Here is a 14,195-nt window from a genome sequence, read left to right as displayed (position 1 = left end):
GGATGCAACCTTCATTCCAAGGCAGGTTAAATGCATATGCAAAACCGTCAAGGCGGCGATCAGTTTCCTGAACGAAGGTGATAAATTTCTCTTGTTTGACACCGGACGAGGGTTCCGTTCCCTTCGCAGGGTCCTGCGCGCCGCGCATCTCCCAAGAGGTCCTTCCAGAATGAACGGCGCCGACCGCCTTTGCGATACCCTCCTCGTCAATGACGTGGATGTCTGCTTTGCCAATCCCGGCACCTCCGAAATGCATTTCGTCGCGGCGCTCGACCGCAAGCCGGAGATGCGCTGCGTACTCGGCTTGTTCGAGGGTGTGGTGACCGGTGCGGCCGACGGCTACGCCCGCATGGCCGACAAGCCGGCGGCGACGCTGCTTCATTGCGGCCCCGGCATGGCGAACGCCCTTGCCAACATGCACAATGCAAGGCGGGCCTGGACTCCGATGATCAATGTGGTCGGCGATCACGCGACCTATCATCTCGTCCATGACGCGCCACTGACCAGCGATATCGAAAGCCTGGCCCAGCCGATGTCCCATTTCGTCCGTCGGATCACGACGCCCGAGGATGTCGGCCCGGCGATCGGCGAATCCTATGCCGCCGCCATGTCGCTGCCGGGCGTAACCACCGTGATCCTTCCGGCGGATTGCGCCTGGGGCAGCGTCGCGCCGGCCAAGCTTGCGCCGGTCGCGGTGCCCAAGCTGAAATCGGTCGATATGACCGCCGTGAAGGAGGCCGCAGCCGCCCTTCGCAAGCACGGCAAGCGTGCCGCCCTGATGATGACCAATATGGCTTTGCGCGAAGGCCCGATGGCGATGGCGGCGCGGATCTGCGCCGTCACCGGCGCGCGCGTTTTCGGCCAGATGTCGAATGGCCGCATCGAGCGCGGCGTCGGCCGTGTCGCCCTGCCGAAAGTGCCCTACCCGGTCGATATCGCGCTCGAGGCGCTCAAGGATATCGACCTTTTGGTTCTGGTCGGCGCCAAGGTGCCGGTCGGCTTCTTTGCCTATCCGGGCAAGCCCGGCCGCCTGATCCAGGACAGCTGCGCGGTGGTGACGCTGGCCGAGATCGGCGACGACCTGCCGCTCGCGATCGAGGCGCTGGCCGATGAGCTTGGCGCGCGCCAGAGCCAACCGCTCTATGTCGCGGAGCCTCGCAAGGAGGTTGCTGCCCTGCCGACCGGCGCGCTCGACGCCGACAAGGTCTGCACGATCGTGGCGACGCTGCTGCCCGAGAACAGCATCATCTGCGACGAGTCGGTCTCATCGGGCCGCGTCTTCTACCAGCAATGCCACAACGCCCCGCAGCACGACTATATCCAGCTCACCGGCGGCGCGATTGGCGAGGGCATTCCACTCGCGATCGGCGCAGCGGTGGCCTGCCCGGACCGCAAGGTCATCGGCATGCAGGCCGATGGCTCCGGCATGTATACGGTTCAGGGCCTGTGGACACAGGCGCGCGAGAATCTCGACGTCGTCACGGTGGTCTTTGCCAACCGGACCTACCAGATCCTGCATGGCGAGATGCGCGCCGTCGGTGTCAATGATTTCGGCCGCAACGCCAAGCTGATGCTCAATCTCGACGAGCCGGCGCTCGACTGGGTCTCGATGGCGCGCGGCATGGGCGTCGAAGCGGGCCGCGCGACCACCGCCGAGGAATTCACCAAGCTGTTCCAGGGCGCATTGTCCCGGAAGGGACCGTTCCTGATCGAGGCAGTGATCTGAACTTCGCCTGGCGCGGAGGCCGGGCTTGCCCCGGCCTCCGCGCCCTCGTTGATCGATTGTGGCTTCAAGGCGTGATGCCCGGCCCAGGGCCGGACATCACGAGGGCGCCGTCTTCAGGCGCCAAAGCCGGTCAGGAAGCCGTCGAGGCAGCCGCCGATCGCCTCGATCGCATAGCCCCCTTCCTGCACCACCAGGGTCGGCAATCCCATGGCCTTCACCTGCCGCCCGATCGTTCCGAAATCGCAAGCCTCGAGCTTGAGCACACCGATCGGGTCGTCCTTGTGCGCGTCATAGCCGAGCGCGATGACCAGCGCCTCGGCGCCGAAGTCACGGATGGCCTTGCCGGCACGATCGACGGCGGCTTCCATTTCGGCGCCGCCCGCGCCATGGGCGAGCGGCAGGTTGATATTGAAGCCCTCGCCCGCACCGTTGCCGCGCTCGTCCGCATACCCGGTGAAGAAGGGATAATAGTTCACCGGGTCGGCATGGACCGAGATCGTCAGCACATCCGAGCGGCGGTAGAAGATCTGCTGCGTGCCGTCGCCATGATGCGCATCGACATCAAGGATCGCGACCTTGCCGAACTTGGAGCGCAGGCGCTGGGCCGCAACCGCCGTATTGTTGATGTAGCAGAAACCGGTGGCGCGATCGGCACGGGCATGGTGGCCGGACGGGCGGCAAAGCGCATAGACCGCGTGCTCGCCGGCCAGGATGGCGTCAGCACCTGAGACCGCCGTCTCGGCCGAGCGCAGTGTCGAGGTCCAGCAGTGCTCGCCGACCGGCACGGAGAGATCGCCGAGGAACCAGCCGAGCTGGCCCATCAGGCCGGTTGGCCGACAAGGCGAACGCATGTCCTCATCGACCCTGCCGCTCCAATAGGGGAAAGTGTTGGGCCACGCTTCGGGGCCACGCTCTGGCAGTTGGACCCAGCGCTCCCACAGCGTCTCGAGGAAGCGGACGAATTCCTCGCTGTGCACGGCCAGGATCGGGTCGACGCCGTGAGCGCCGGGGCGCTCCGGCGTGATGCCATGGCGGGCGAGCGCGCCCAGCAATTGCTCCGTGCGTTCCGGCAGATCCTTCGGCGCGACAACGCGGCCGAAGCGCATGTATTGCTGCGGATCGTGAAGCGACTGGTCCGGGTGATAGAAGGCGCGCATGCGGAAACGGTCCTCGGATTGTTGATCTGCACCATCCCCTCGACGGTGCGCGAGCTTGCAATGACATGCTTAGCAAGCGCCGGGCGCGTGGTCAGGCCGCAGCCACGCCGCCCCGGTCTGCATCCATGGCGGGTTCGGCCGGCTGCAAGCCTGACTGCTGGCTCAGCCACGGCACCCGATGCGCCGGGACCGGACGGGAATAGCGATAGCCTTGCGCGAAGCTGCAGCCGCACTGGCGCAGGAAGGCCTCCTGCTTCCGTGTCTCGACGCCCTCCGCGATCAGATCCAGCTTCAGGTCGGCCGCGAGGTTGATGATCGCGCGCACGATGGCAGCATCCTCCCCACCCTCGTCGAGATGGCGGACAAATCCGCGATCAATCTTGATGACATCGACGGGGAAGCGCCTGAGATGGGTCAGCGACGCATAGCCGGTGCCGAAATCGTCCAGCGCGACGGAGACCCCGCGCTGGCGAAGCGTCTTCAGCGCGCGCTCGGCATCCCCGGCCGCGCGGGCCAGGAGCACCGTCTCGGTGACTTCGACGCCAAAGCAGGATGTCGGGACGCCCGCCTCTGCCAGCTGGGCCAGCAGCTTCTCCGAAAACTGCGGATCGCGGAACACCGCTGGCGCGAGATTGACCCAGACCCGCGGGACCGTGATCCCCGTTGCCAGCCAGTTGCTCAGATCGGCAATCGCCTTGCGCAGGATGACATCGCCGATCGCAGAAGCGGTCTCCGGATCTTCCAACCCATGGACGAACGCGGCTGCCGGTACGATCCCGCGTTCCGGATGGCGCCAACGTGCCAGCGCCTCAAGGCCATCGATGGCGCCAGTGACCAGTGAAACCTGCGGCTGATAGAAGGGCAGGATGCGGTCCTGCGCCAACGCCTCGGCCAATTCGCGGCAAATGGCGACGCGCGCGTTCATCGCCTCGCGCATGCCGCTGTCATAGACCACCGCCATGTTCCGGCCCAAGGCCTTGGCGCGATAGAGCGCGAGATCGGCATCCTTCATCAGCTCGATCGGAGCGCTATCATGCTGTGGCGCAAGCGCGATGCCGAGACTGGCGCGAGAGGAAATCGCGTGTCCGAGATGGCTGAGCGGGCCACGCAGCGCCGTCAGCAGCCGTTCCGCCTTGGCCTGAGCCTCGGGCACGTCCATCGTCTCGGTCGAGAGCACCACGAATTCGTCGCCGCCCAGTCGCGCGACGAGATCTCCGGGGGCCGTATGGCGCAGGAGGCGCGCGGCCGCTTCGTTCAGCAGGGCATCTCCGGCATCGTGCCCAAGCGTGTCGTTGACCGATTTGAAGTCGTCGAGATCGACCAGGAACAGGCTCACGGTCTCGCCATCGCCGAGATCCGCCAGGGCTTCCTGCAGACGCTCCTGGAAGAGCAGGCGGTTCGGCAGGCCCGTCAGAGCGTCATGCGTCGCCTGCCAGCGAACATGCGCTTCGGCGGCCTTGCGCTCGGTGATGTCGACAATGCCGGCGACGATCGTCGAGGACTGGCCCATCGACAAAGAGGTCGCGGTGATCAATGCGTCGCGGCTCGTGCCGGATCCGTCACGGATCTCGGCCTCGAACTCGCCGACATGCGCGCCGCGAAGCAATTGCCGGGTCAGGCTGCGCCGGCTTTCAGCATCGACGAAGACATCCGGCACAGCCACCTCGCGCAGATCGCCTCCCGCTCCCTTGCCGAAGAAGCGCAGCGCCGCGTCATTGGCCCGCACGAAGCGCCCATCCGCCACCGATGCGACGACGAGCGGGATCGGCACGGCCATGAAGAGGCGCTCGATCATGGCGCGGCTCTCGTCGAGCTCCTCCTTTGCAGCCCGCTCTGATTGGGTCGCAGTCCATTCCAGCCGCCTCAGGCGGTTGGCGTGGATCACGACCAGGCCGAGCGCGAAGTTCAGCATCGCCAGCACGAGCACCAGCCCGACGAAGGTGCTGGGATAGGGGCCCGAACCGAGATAGCCGAGCAGCATGAGCAGGCTGGTGCAGACGCCGAGGATGAAGGTCCAGCGGAAGGATATCGGCGCCACCAGATAGAAGATGGAGGGCAGCAGCAACACGACGAAAAGCGCCAGATCGCTGCGCGAGCTGACCAGGAAGGCGACCGCCACGGCGCAGCCGACCTCCCACAGGACGGTCACGGCCTCGGCCTGCTTGAAGCGGGTAGCCCTGCGGATCAGGATCGCACAGAGAACCGACACCGCCACGACGGAGAGGCGTGCTGACACCGCGACGAGGAAATGCGGCGTCCCGAAGAAGCGCCAGTCGCTGACGAGGAAGAACGTGTTCAGCAGCGCCGAGATCAGGAAGATCAGTCGGCACTGCCGGAGGGTCTCCGGCAACCGGGCCGCCTGGAAGATCTCCTCCCGGTCGGAATCGCGGAATTCTCCACCAAATCGGAACAAACTGTCGCGTTGCATGCCGCATCGTTACGATGCGAAGGTCAAAACCGCGTTAAGGCAGCCGGAACTTGTTGCAGCGCAATGCGTCAATCGGGCGTGGCAAGCCCGGCTCGCGGCGCAATCAGAGCGGCGAATTCGCGTGCCAGTTCCGGGATGTCGAAGCGCCCGGGGCGGTACCAGTCGGTGGAGCCGTTGAGGGCGCCGAGCAGGAAGAGGCGCAGCGCCTCCGGCGAACGCTCTGCGGCGATCACATCGGCGGCCTGAAGCTCGGCGATCAGGAGACGCCAGACGTCCTCATAAGCGCGGCGAACCCTGCGCACGCTGTCCGGCACCGACATCGCGCCGAAGGCAAAGGCCTTGATGCTCGCCGAGGTGTAATCGCCATGGCCATGCAGCGCCGTCAGATGTGCGTGAATCGCGCATTCCAGCCGGGCACGTGGCTCGGCCCCCTCGGATCCCTGCAAAGCGGCAACCACCGCCTCCTGAACGAAGCGAACGCCGTCATTGACGACGGCCTCGACGATCTCCTCCTTCGACGCGAAGTGATAGTAGAGGCTGGCCTTGCGGATACCGACCGCCTCGGCGATCTCGCGCAGGGTGGTCTGGTGATAGCCACCCTGGCGCAGCAGGCGTGCAGCCGTGTCGAGGATCAGCCGGCGCGCGCCCCCTTCTACGGCACCGCGCTCCGCTTTCGTCGTCTGAATGCTCACAACCGCTTCGCCACCTCTTCCAGCATGACTTCGGTGGCCCCGCCGCCAATCGACTGGACCCGCGCATCCCGCGTCAGGCGTTCAATGGCGCTTTCGCGCATGAACCCCATGCCGCCATGGAACTGCAGGCAGGCATACATCACCTCGTTGACCAGTTCGCCGCAATACGCCTTGACCATAGAGACCTCGCGCGTTGCCTCAGCGCCACGGGCGTCGAGCCAGGCGGCGTGATAGACGAGCTGGCGCCCCGCCTCGACCTTGGCGGAGAGCATGGCGAGCTTCTGGCGGATGGCCTGCTTTTCCCAGAGTGGAGCCCCGAAGGCTTTGCGGGTGCGGACATAATCCAGCGTGAGATCGAGCGCAGCCTGCGCCTCGCCCATCGCCATCGCGCCGATGACCGTGCGCTCATTCTGGAAGTTGCGCATGATCGCGTAGAAGCCGCGCCCCTCCTGGCCGAGCAGGTTCGCGGCCGGGATGCGGCAGTCCTCGAAGACGAGCTCGGCGGTGTCGGAAGAGCGCCAGCCGTGTTTGTCGAGTGCGCGTGAGACCCGGAAACCGGGCGTTCCCTTCTCGACCAGGAAGATCGAGACCGATTGCGAGGGCCTGGCCGAGAGATCGGTCTTGGCGGCGACGCAGTAGAGATCGGCATGGACACCGTTGGTGATGAACATCTTGGCGCCGTTCAGGACATAGGTTTCGCCCTCGCGCCGTGCCGTGGTGCGGATGCCCTTCACATCCGAACCCGCGTCAGGCTCGGTCACCGCCACCGCGCAGATCGTCTTGCCGGCGATGATGTCCGGCATGTAGCGGTCATGCTGCGCCTTGCTGCCGGCATTGAAGACATGGACAGAGGCCATGTCGGTATGGACCAACGCGGTGATAGCAACGCCGGAGAAAGTCGAGCGACCAAGCTCCTCGGCCAGGATCACGGTCGCCAGCGTATCCATCTCCGAGCCGCCGAATTCGGCGGGGTAGCGGATGCCGAAGAAACCGAGCTCGCCCATCCGACGCAGCACCTCCCGCGGCACGAAACCGGCCTCCTCCCAGGCGAGCGCATGCGGCTTGATCTCGGTCTCGACGAAGCGGCGCAATTGATCGCGCAGCGCCTCGTGCTCCTCGGTGAAGTAAGGCGAGCGGCGCAGCTCTTCGTCGGTCCTGGGCCCCAGTCTGTCCACCGCCGTCATCGCACTCTCCCCGCTGCTTGACCTCTCGGCGCAAAGTCGCCTACCTAACGGACGGTAGGTGACTTGATCAACGAGATCAAGGGCGAGCGCCGAGGCGGGAGGAACCATGTCTGCAGGCTCCACGAGCGAAGCGCGCGCAAACGTGCCCCCGCCTCTCACCGAGATGCTCGCCACCCTGCGCGAGCGCCATGCCCTCGTCGCCAATGGCGGCGGCCCCAGAATGCGCGAGCGGCACGAAACGCGCGGCAAGATCATGGTGCGCGAGCGCATCGACCTGCTGCTCGACGCCCAATCCCCCTTCCTCGAACTCTCGCCGCTGGCAGCCTGGGGGCTCTACGGCAACGAGGTGCCCGGCGCCGGCATCGTCACCGGCATCGGCACCGTCTCCGGCCGTGCCTGCATGCTGATCGCCAATGACGCGACGGTGAAGGGCGGCTCGTTCTTCGCCGAGACAGTGCGCAAGCATCTCAGGGCGCAGGAGATTGCCGAGGAACATCGCCTGCCCTGCCTCTACCTGGTCGATTGCGGCGGGGCCTTCCTGCCGGAACAGGACCGGGTCTTTCCGGACCGCGACCATTTCGGCGGTTCCTTCTACAACCAATGCCGGATGTCGGCGGCCGGCATTCCCCAGATCTCGCTCGTCTTCGGCGGCTGCACCGCCGGCGGCGCTTATATTCCAGCGCTGTCCGACGAAGTGATCATGGTCAGGGGCACCGGGCGCATCCATCTCGGCGGCCCTCCGATCGTGAAGGCTGCGATCCACGAGATCGTCGATGGCGAGACCCTGGGCGGGGCCGAGATGCACACCCAGGTCTCGGGCGTCAGCGACCATCTGGTCGAAACGGAAATGGAGGGCCTCGCCAAGCTCCGCGAGATCGTCGGCTCGCTCGGCGAAATCGGCAGGCTGGGCGCAGCGCCCTACCCGTCCGTGCCACCGCGGCTCGATGCGGCCGAACTCGAGCACATCGTCCCGACCGACCTACGCAGACCCTATGACGTGCGCGAGGTGATCGCCCGCGTCGTCGACGACAGCAGCTTCAATGTCTTCAAGCCCGATTATGGCGCAACCCTCGTCACCGGCTTCGCCCGCATCCACGGTTACCCCGTCGGGATCATCGCCAATAATGGCGTGCTCTTCTCAGAATCGGCGCTGAAGGGCGCCCATTTCATCGAGCTCTGCGACCAGCGCCAGATCCCCCTGATCTTCCTGCAGAACATCACCGGCTTCATGGTCGGCACCGCAGCCGAACGCGGGGGCATCGCCAAGCATTCCGCCAAGCTGGTCTATGCCGTCTCGAATGCGCGCGTTCCCAAATACACCGTGCTGATCGGCGGCTCCTATGGCGCCGGGAATTACGGCATGTGCGGGCGCGGCTTCCGGCCACGTTTCCTGTTCTCCTGGCCGAATGCCCGTATCGCCACGATGAGCCCCGAGGTTGCAGCCACGGTCGTCACGGAACTGCGCCGCCAGAGCCTGAAGGGCGCGGCCGACGAGGCAACGATCGCCGAGCTCGATCGCAGGACGCGGGCCCAGTTCGAGGAGCAGAGCGACCCGTATTATGCGACTGCACGGCTCTGGGATGACGGGATCATCGAGCCGGCGCAGACGCGCGACGTGCTCGGCCTGTGTCTCTCGCTTGCCGCAGGCGAAGCGCGCGACACCTCCCCTCGCCCCGTCTACCGGATGTGACCGCCGCCATGTTCGAGAGCATCCTGATTGCCAATCGCGGCGAGATCGCCTGCCGCATCATCAAGACCTGCCGCCGTCTCGGCATCCGCGCCATTGCAGTCCATTCCGATGCGGACCGTGACGCGCTGCATGTGCGCCTCGCGGACGAGGCCATTTCCATCGGCCCGGCCCCCGCGCGCGACAGCTATCTGCGAGCCGACCGGATCATCGAGGCTGCACTGGCGACAGGCGCGCAGGCGATCCATCCCGGCTATGGCTTTCTCTCGGAACGGCTCGACCTGATCGCCGCCTGCGAAAAGGCAGGCATCGCCTTCATCGGCCCTTCGGCCACCGCCATCGCTGCCATGGGCGACAAGATCCGCTCCAAGCAGATCGCGCGCGAGGCCGGCGTGCCGGGCGTGCCCGGATATGACGGGGCCGACCAGTCCCGCGACGTGCTGAAGCGGGAGGCGTTGCGCGTCGGTCTGCCTGTCATGGTCAAGGCCTCTGCCGGTGGCGGCGGCAAGGGCATCCGCAAGGTCGAACGGGAGGAGGATCTCGATGCCGCCATCTCCGCGGCGGGCAGCGAGGCACAAGCCGCATTCGGAGACGGGCGCCTGCTGATCGAGAAATTCGTGACGCGCCCGCGCCATGTCGAGGTCCAGGTCGCGGGCGACAGGCACGGCGCCATCGTCCATCTCTTCGAGCGCGATTGCTCGGTGCAGCGCTCCAACCAGAAACTGATCGAGGAAGCGCCAGCCCCGAACCTGCGGGATGAGACACGCGCGGCCCTGCATGACTACGCCTTGAGGTTGTCGCGCGCGATTTCCTACGACAATCTCGGGACCGTCGAATTCCTTGTCGATGCCGTGACGCAGGAGGTGTTCTTCCTCGAGATGAACACCCGACTGCAGGTCGAGCACCCGGTCACCGAAGCGATCACCGGGCTCGATCTGGTGGAATGGCAGATCCGCATCGCGGCAGGCGAGCCCCTGCCGCTGGCCCAGGGCGAGATCCGCTGCTCGGGCCACGCCATCGAAGCCAGGCTGACGGCAGAGCGGGCGGACCACGGCTTCCGGCCCGATACCGGTGTGATCAGGCTGTGGCGGGAACCGCAGGCGGCGCGCGTCGACAGCGGCATCGCAGCCGGCAGCGAGGTCACGCCGCATTACGATTCCCTGCTCGCCAAGGTCATCGCCCATGCGCCCGATCGCACGAGCGCGGCCCAGCGGCTCGCCAGAGGGCTGGATGGGATGGTGATGCTCGGGCCGGCGACCACCCGTGCGTTCCTGGCGGATGCCCTGAGAACTCCGAGCTTCACGAGGGGCGAGGCCACAACCCTGTTCCTGAGCGAGAATTTCCCGGGAGGCTGGAAGCCGCAAGCCGTGCCGCAGGACCTGCTCAATGCGGTGGCGGCGGCCCTCTGGCTCACGGCGCGCGGGACCGAGCCCGACGGCACGCCATGGCATGCGCTCAAGGGTTTTCGCCTTCTCGCGCCTGCCGGAAGGCCGGCGACCACGCATCTGGCCATCGGAGCCGGCGCAGATGCGACGCGGCTCACTATCGAAACCCATGATGGCTTCCTGCGCGTCGCGTCAGCCGGTGGCCAACATGATATCGCGCTCCGTCGCGGTGGCTCGGACGCCGAGTGGGTGGTGGCCATGAGCGGGGCGAGCCAGATGGCATACGCCGTCTGCGACACCCAGGGTCTGCTCCTGCGCCTCGGCGGCTTCGAAGGCCGGATCGAGATCGCGTTCGCGATCGAGGCCGCAGCAGCGCGCCGCGATGCGGGCGGCGATTCCGGCAGCACCGTGCGGGCACCGATGCCAGGAACACTTGCGGCGTTGCATGTCGCCGCGGGCGACACCGTCGAGGCCGGGCAGATCGTGGCCGTGCTGGAATCGATGAAGCTCTTCATGGAGTTGAAGAGCCCCGCCGGCGGAACGGTTCAACGGATCGGTCCGAGGGCCGGATCGACGGTGGCAGCCGGCGACATTCTGGTCGCGATCGAGCCGGTCTGAGCGCGAGCGCGGTGCCGATCGCCTCGCGTATCGGCCCKAACAGTGGATTGAGGCCCTCGGGAAAGCCGATGCAAACACCGAAAGTTAGATCTTCGGACCGGACAGGATCCGGTGCGATCGACTCTCATAATTTAGAGCATTCTCAATGCGAAAAACCGTTGCCACTCTTTCGCAGCATGCTCTAGGTGCCCACCGCCTTCGTCGGCGCGGACGTCTTCCTCACCGTAACCCGTGCCGAGGCGAGGCGCCTATAGAGCGTCCGCCGGCGAAGCATGGGCAGCCAGTCGTAGAGGAACATCTCGGCCGGCCTCCAGATCACGACCCAGCCGATGATCACGAAGCTCTCCTGAAGCACGCGCGCGAACGGGCCTTCGATACGCTCCGACAGCCACCAGCCGATGAAGAGACAGGCGCTCAGGACGATGAGGCCGATCAGGAAGGCCAAGCGACCGTCCCGAAACAGCTGCCGCATCGCCTTTGTCTCAGATCGCGCACGCCCGTCGAACCAATTGCCGATGGCCGCAGCAAGATCGGGCGCCGCGCCGCCGGATTCGCCGTCCGCCGCGATGTCGATGAGGATTTCAATGGCGCGATCCTTGGGCAGCTCCTCGGCCCATTCGACGATGTACTGCTCGGCATCCCCCGACAGGTCGCGCTGGCGGAAGGGAAACGGATCGAGCGTGTTGAACAACTGTGCACCATCGGTCAGGCTCAACTCAATCGTGCTCGCACTCCGCAAGCCCGGAGCTGCATTGTCAGCCATCAGTCACCGCCATTTCCCATGATCGCGCCAAGAGCTACCCCCATATTCCGGCTAAGGATATTGCATTGAATCCTGAACATCCTGCCGGCGAGCCGACTTGATTGAAGTCAATTCCCCGCGCCGGCGAATGCCGCATATGACAAGCCCCTCTTGCATAGGTTGCGCGGGCGTCTCAGTCTGGTGATATTGCAGTGCGAAAGATCATCGTGAAGTTTCTGACGTATCGGCCCCCCGGCCATATGAGGACAACGATATGGTGAGCGCATATTCCGTGACGTCGCCTGGCGCGACCGCTGCGATGGCCCATGCCGGCTCCGACCTCGCCGCGTATCTGGTCGACGTCGCACAGCGCAACGTGCTGATGCTCGATGTGTTGCGCCGGCGGGGCGACAATTACCTCGACCATCTGGCGATGGCGGCTCCCAATGTCCTCGGATTTGGCTTCGAGATCGTCATGAGCGGCCGTAGCCTGCCCCGTCCGGTCAATTACGGCCTGGTCCGGATCATTGCACCCGAAGGCGTCGTCACGGACGAGTCCTCACGCCCCTTCATCGTCGTCGATCCGCGTGCCGGCCATGGTCCGGGCATTGGCGGCATGAAACCCGACAGCGAAATCGGCGCAGCGCTCGCTGCCGGACATCCCTGCTATTTCATCGGCTTCCTGCCGGATCCGGTGAGAGGCCAGACGATCGAGGATGTGGGCTGCGCCGAGGCTGCCTTCATCGAGGCCGTCACCAGGCGTCATCCCGGTTACTCCGGCAAGCCTTGCGTCATCGGAAACTGCCAGGCCGGCTGGGCCGTGCTCGGGCTCGCMGCCGCCCGGCCCGAGCTGATGGGGCCGATCATGGCCGCGGGCGCACCGCTGGCTTATTGGAACGGCAAGGATGGGCTCAACCCGATGCGCTATTCCGGCGGCATGCTCGGCGGCTCCTGGCTCACCTCGCTGACCGGCGATCTCGGCGCCGGAATCTTCGACGGCGCTTATCTCGTTCAGAATTTCGAGAAGCTGAACCCGGCCAATACGTGGTGGAGCAAGCTCTACGATGTCTGGTCGAAGGTCGATACCGAAGCCGAACGCTTTCTCTCCTTTGAGAAATGGTGGGGCGGGCATGTGCTGCTCAACCGAGAGGAGATCGAGTTCATCGTCGAACAGCTCTTCGTCGGCAACAAGCTGACCAAGGGGGAACTGACGCTCTCTTCCGGCAAGCGGATCGACCTGCGCGAAGTCGCCTCGCCGATCGTCGTGTTCTGCTCCTGGGGCGACAACATCACGCCGCCGCAGCAGGCACTCGGCTGGATCACCGATCTCTATGGAAGCGACCTCGCGCTGATCGCAGCCGAGCAGACGATCGTCTACTCCATCCACCCGCAGGCCGGACATCTCGGCGTCTTCGTTTCAAGCTCCGTGGCGAAGAAGGAGCATACCGAGCTCACGGAGAACATGGATCTGATCGACATCCTGCCACCCGGGCTGTGGGAGGCGGTGATCACACCGCGCGAGCCCGGCCAAGACTACGCCGATCTTGTGACCGGCGACAATATCCTGCGCTTCGAGGCGCGCAGCCTCGACGACATTCGGGCCCTGGGACTGAACACGGCGGAGGATGACCGTCGGTTCGCGACAGTCGCCAAGGTCTCCGAGATCAATGCCAGTTTCTACAAGACCTGGCTGCGCCCATTCGTGCAGGCTGCCGCCACGGCGCCCGCTGCAGAGCTGGAACGCCGGCTCAATCCGCTGCGCTCACAGTTCGAGATCTTTTCGCACAACAACCCCTTCATGCGCGGCGTCAGCGGCTGGGCGGAACTCGTTCGGGAACACCGCCGCCCCGCGGCCCAGGACAATCCATTCCTGGCCTGGCAGGAGATCATCTCGCAGAACATCGTCGCCTCGCTCGACCTGTTCCGCGACATCCGGGATTCCACGACCGAACTCGTCTTCAAACAGATTTACGGCGCGCCTGCCTTGCAGGCGGCGCTCGGCGTCACCGACGAGACGGCGCGCCCGTGGCCAGCGGATCGCGACCGCGGCGTCGCGGCGCTCGAAGCAGGCCGTTCCGACCTGGCTCAACGGGTCGGACGCGTCAGCGCAAAGATCGCGATCCTGCGTGCGGTGATGTACGTCCTAGCGGCACGCGGCGGCATCGACGAACGGATCTTTGCCGTACTGCGTCGCCTGCACAGCAAGCATCAAAAGCTCGACGGCATGACGCTCCAGCAGTTCAAGCTCAACGTCCGCGAACAGTTCTTCATGCTGCGCTTCGACGGCGAAGCGGCGGTCGCAGCGATCGCCACGGTGTTGCAAACCGAGACCCCCCATCTATCGCTCGAGGAATTTCACGACATTCTGACCGCTGCAGGGCCGCTCGAAGGCGAAGCGCTTGTCCGTTTCGAGCGGATCAGCCGGATGTTTCCCGATCAGTCGCCGGTTCACGAAACGCGTGCGACCGCCGACAATCTGCATCGCTTGGCGAGCCGGTCGGTTGCACGCAAGGAGACAGCCCTCGACACTGCCTCGAAGGCAGCGCCCCACCGCAGTTCATCGCCCCGGAAGTGAA

The 14,195-nt window shown here is 65.5% G+C and carries 9 protein-coding genes; 4 read left to right on the top strand and 5 right to left on the bottom strand.

Annotated elements, in window-relative coordinates; translation table 11 throughout:
- Positions 1–169 precede the first annotated feature (169 nt).
- Positions 170–1,726 carry an acetolactate synthase large subunit gene (locus tag AC1DIO_RS09230; protein ID WP_441506082.1) on the top strand — a complete coding sequence of 519 codons (1,557 nt, stop codon included), beginning with the start codon at positions 170–172 and terminating at the stop codon, positions 1,724–1,726.
- Positions 1,727–1,839: 113 nt separating this feature from the next.
- Here AC1DIO_RS09230 and AC1DIO_RS09225 read toward each other — a convergent pair whose 3' ends face one another.
- From AC1DIO_RS09225 to AC1DIO_RS09210, 4 genes are all read right to left on the bottom strand, one after another.
- Positions 1,840–2,883 carry a histone deacetylase family protein gene (locus tag AC1DIO_RS09225; RefSeq protein WP_441506081.1) on the bottom strand — a complete coding sequence of 348 codons (1,044 nt, stop codon included), beginning with the start codon at positions 2,881–2,883 and terminating at the stop codon, positions 1,840–1,842.
- A 91-nt stretch (positions 2,884–2,974) separates the two neighbouring features.
- Positions 2,975–5,311 carry a putative bifunctional diguanylate cyclase/phosphodiesterase gene (locus AC1DIO_RS09220; RefSeq protein ID WP_476769003.1) on the bottom strand — a complete coding sequence of 779 codons (2,337 nt, stop codon included), beginning with the start codon at positions 5,309–5,311 and terminating at the stop codon, positions 2,975–2,977.
- Positions 5,312–5,379: 68 nt separating this feature from the next.
- Entirely contained in the window at positions 5,380–6,003 is a 624-nt protein-coding gene (locus AC1DIO_RS09215) for a TetR/AcrR family transcriptional regulator (RefSeq protein ID WP_441506079.1), read from the bottom strand.
- The gene (locus AC1DIO_RS09210) at positions 6,000–7,187 is read right to left on the bottom strand and encodes an acyl-CoA dehydrogenase family protein (RefSeq protein WP_441490070.1); all 1,188 of its coding nucleotides are present in this window, start codon (positions 7,185–7,187) and stop codon (positions 6,000–6,002) included. Before AC1DIO_RS09210 ends, AC1DIO_RS09215 begins: the two co-directional genes overlap by 4 nt.
- Positions 7,188–7,293: 106 nt before the next feature.
- On the opposite strand from AC1DIO_RS09210, the gene AC1DIO_RS09205 reads away from it, so the two are divergent.
- Together AC1DIO_RS09205 and AC1DIO_RS09200 are read left to right on the top strand one after the other, a co-directional pair.
- The gene (locus tag AC1DIO_RS09205) at positions 7,294–8,877 is read left to right on the top strand and encodes an acyl-CoA carboxylase subunit beta (protein WP_441506078.1); all 1,584 of its coding nucleotides are present in this window, start codon (positions 7,294–7,296) and stop codon (positions 8,875–8,877) included.
- A gap of 8 nt (positions 8,878–8,885) precedes the next feature.
- Positions 8,886–10,877: an acetyl/propionyl/methylcrotonyl-CoA carboxylase subunit alpha gene (locus tag AC1DIO_RS09200; protein ID WP_441506077.1), complete on the top strand. Its 1,992-nt coding sequence runs from the start codon at positions 8,886–8,888 to the stop codon at positions 10,875–10,877.
- Positions 10,878–11,058: 181 nt separating this feature from the next.
- Here AC1DIO_RS09200 and AC1DIO_RS09195 read toward each other — a convergent pair whose 3' ends face one another.
- A complete protein-coding gene (locus tag AC1DIO_RS09195; protein ID WP_476823946.1) occupies positions 11,059–11,568 on the bottom strand; it encodes a hypothetical protein in 510 nt (169 codons plus the stop codon).
- A 325-nt stretch (positions 11,569–11,893) separates the two neighbouring features.
- Between AC1DIO_RS09195 and AC1DIO_RS09190 the strand changes: the two genes are divergently transcribed.
- A complete protein-coding gene (locus tag AC1DIO_RS09190) occupies positions 11,894–14,194 on the top strand; it encodes a DUF3141 domain-containing protein (RefSeq protein WP_441506075.1) in 2,301 nt (766 codons plus the stop codon).
- The last annotated feature ends 1 nt before the right edge of the window (position 14,195 follow it).

The sequence above is a fragment of the Allobosea sp. 05T439 genome (assembly GCF_056396005.1).
The sequence above is the reverse complement of the archived record's forward strand: the minus strand, read 5'-3'. Positions and strand labels throughout refer to the sequence as shown.

Excerpts from the sequence above, each read along its gene's own strand:
- AC1DIO_RS09230 (WP_441506082.1), top strand. The coding sequence starts at position 170 with ATGAACGGCGCCGACCGCCTTTGCGATACCCTCCTCGTCAATGACGTG.
- AC1DIO_RS09225 (WP_441506081.1), bottom strand. The coding sequence starts at position 2,883 with ATGCGCGCCTTCTATCACCCGGACCAGTCGCTTCACGATCCGCAGCAA.
- AC1DIO_RS09220 (WP_476769003.1), bottom strand. The coding sequence starts at position 5,311 with ATGCAACGCGACAGTTTGTTCCGATTTGGTGGAGAATTCCGCGATTCC.
- AC1DIO_RS09210 (WP_441490070.1), bottom strand. The coding sequence starts at position 7,187 with ATGACGGCGGTGGACAGACTGGGGCCCAGGACCGACGAAGAGCTGCGC.
- AC1DIO_RS09205 (WP_441506078.1), top strand. The coding sequence starts at position 7,294 with ATGTCTGCAGGCTCCACGAGCGAAGCGCGCGCAAACGTGCCCCCGCCT.
- AC1DIO_RS09200 (WP_441506077.1), top strand. The coding sequence starts at position 8,886 with ATGTTCGAGAGCATCCTGATTGCCAATCGCGGCGAGATCGCCTGCCGC.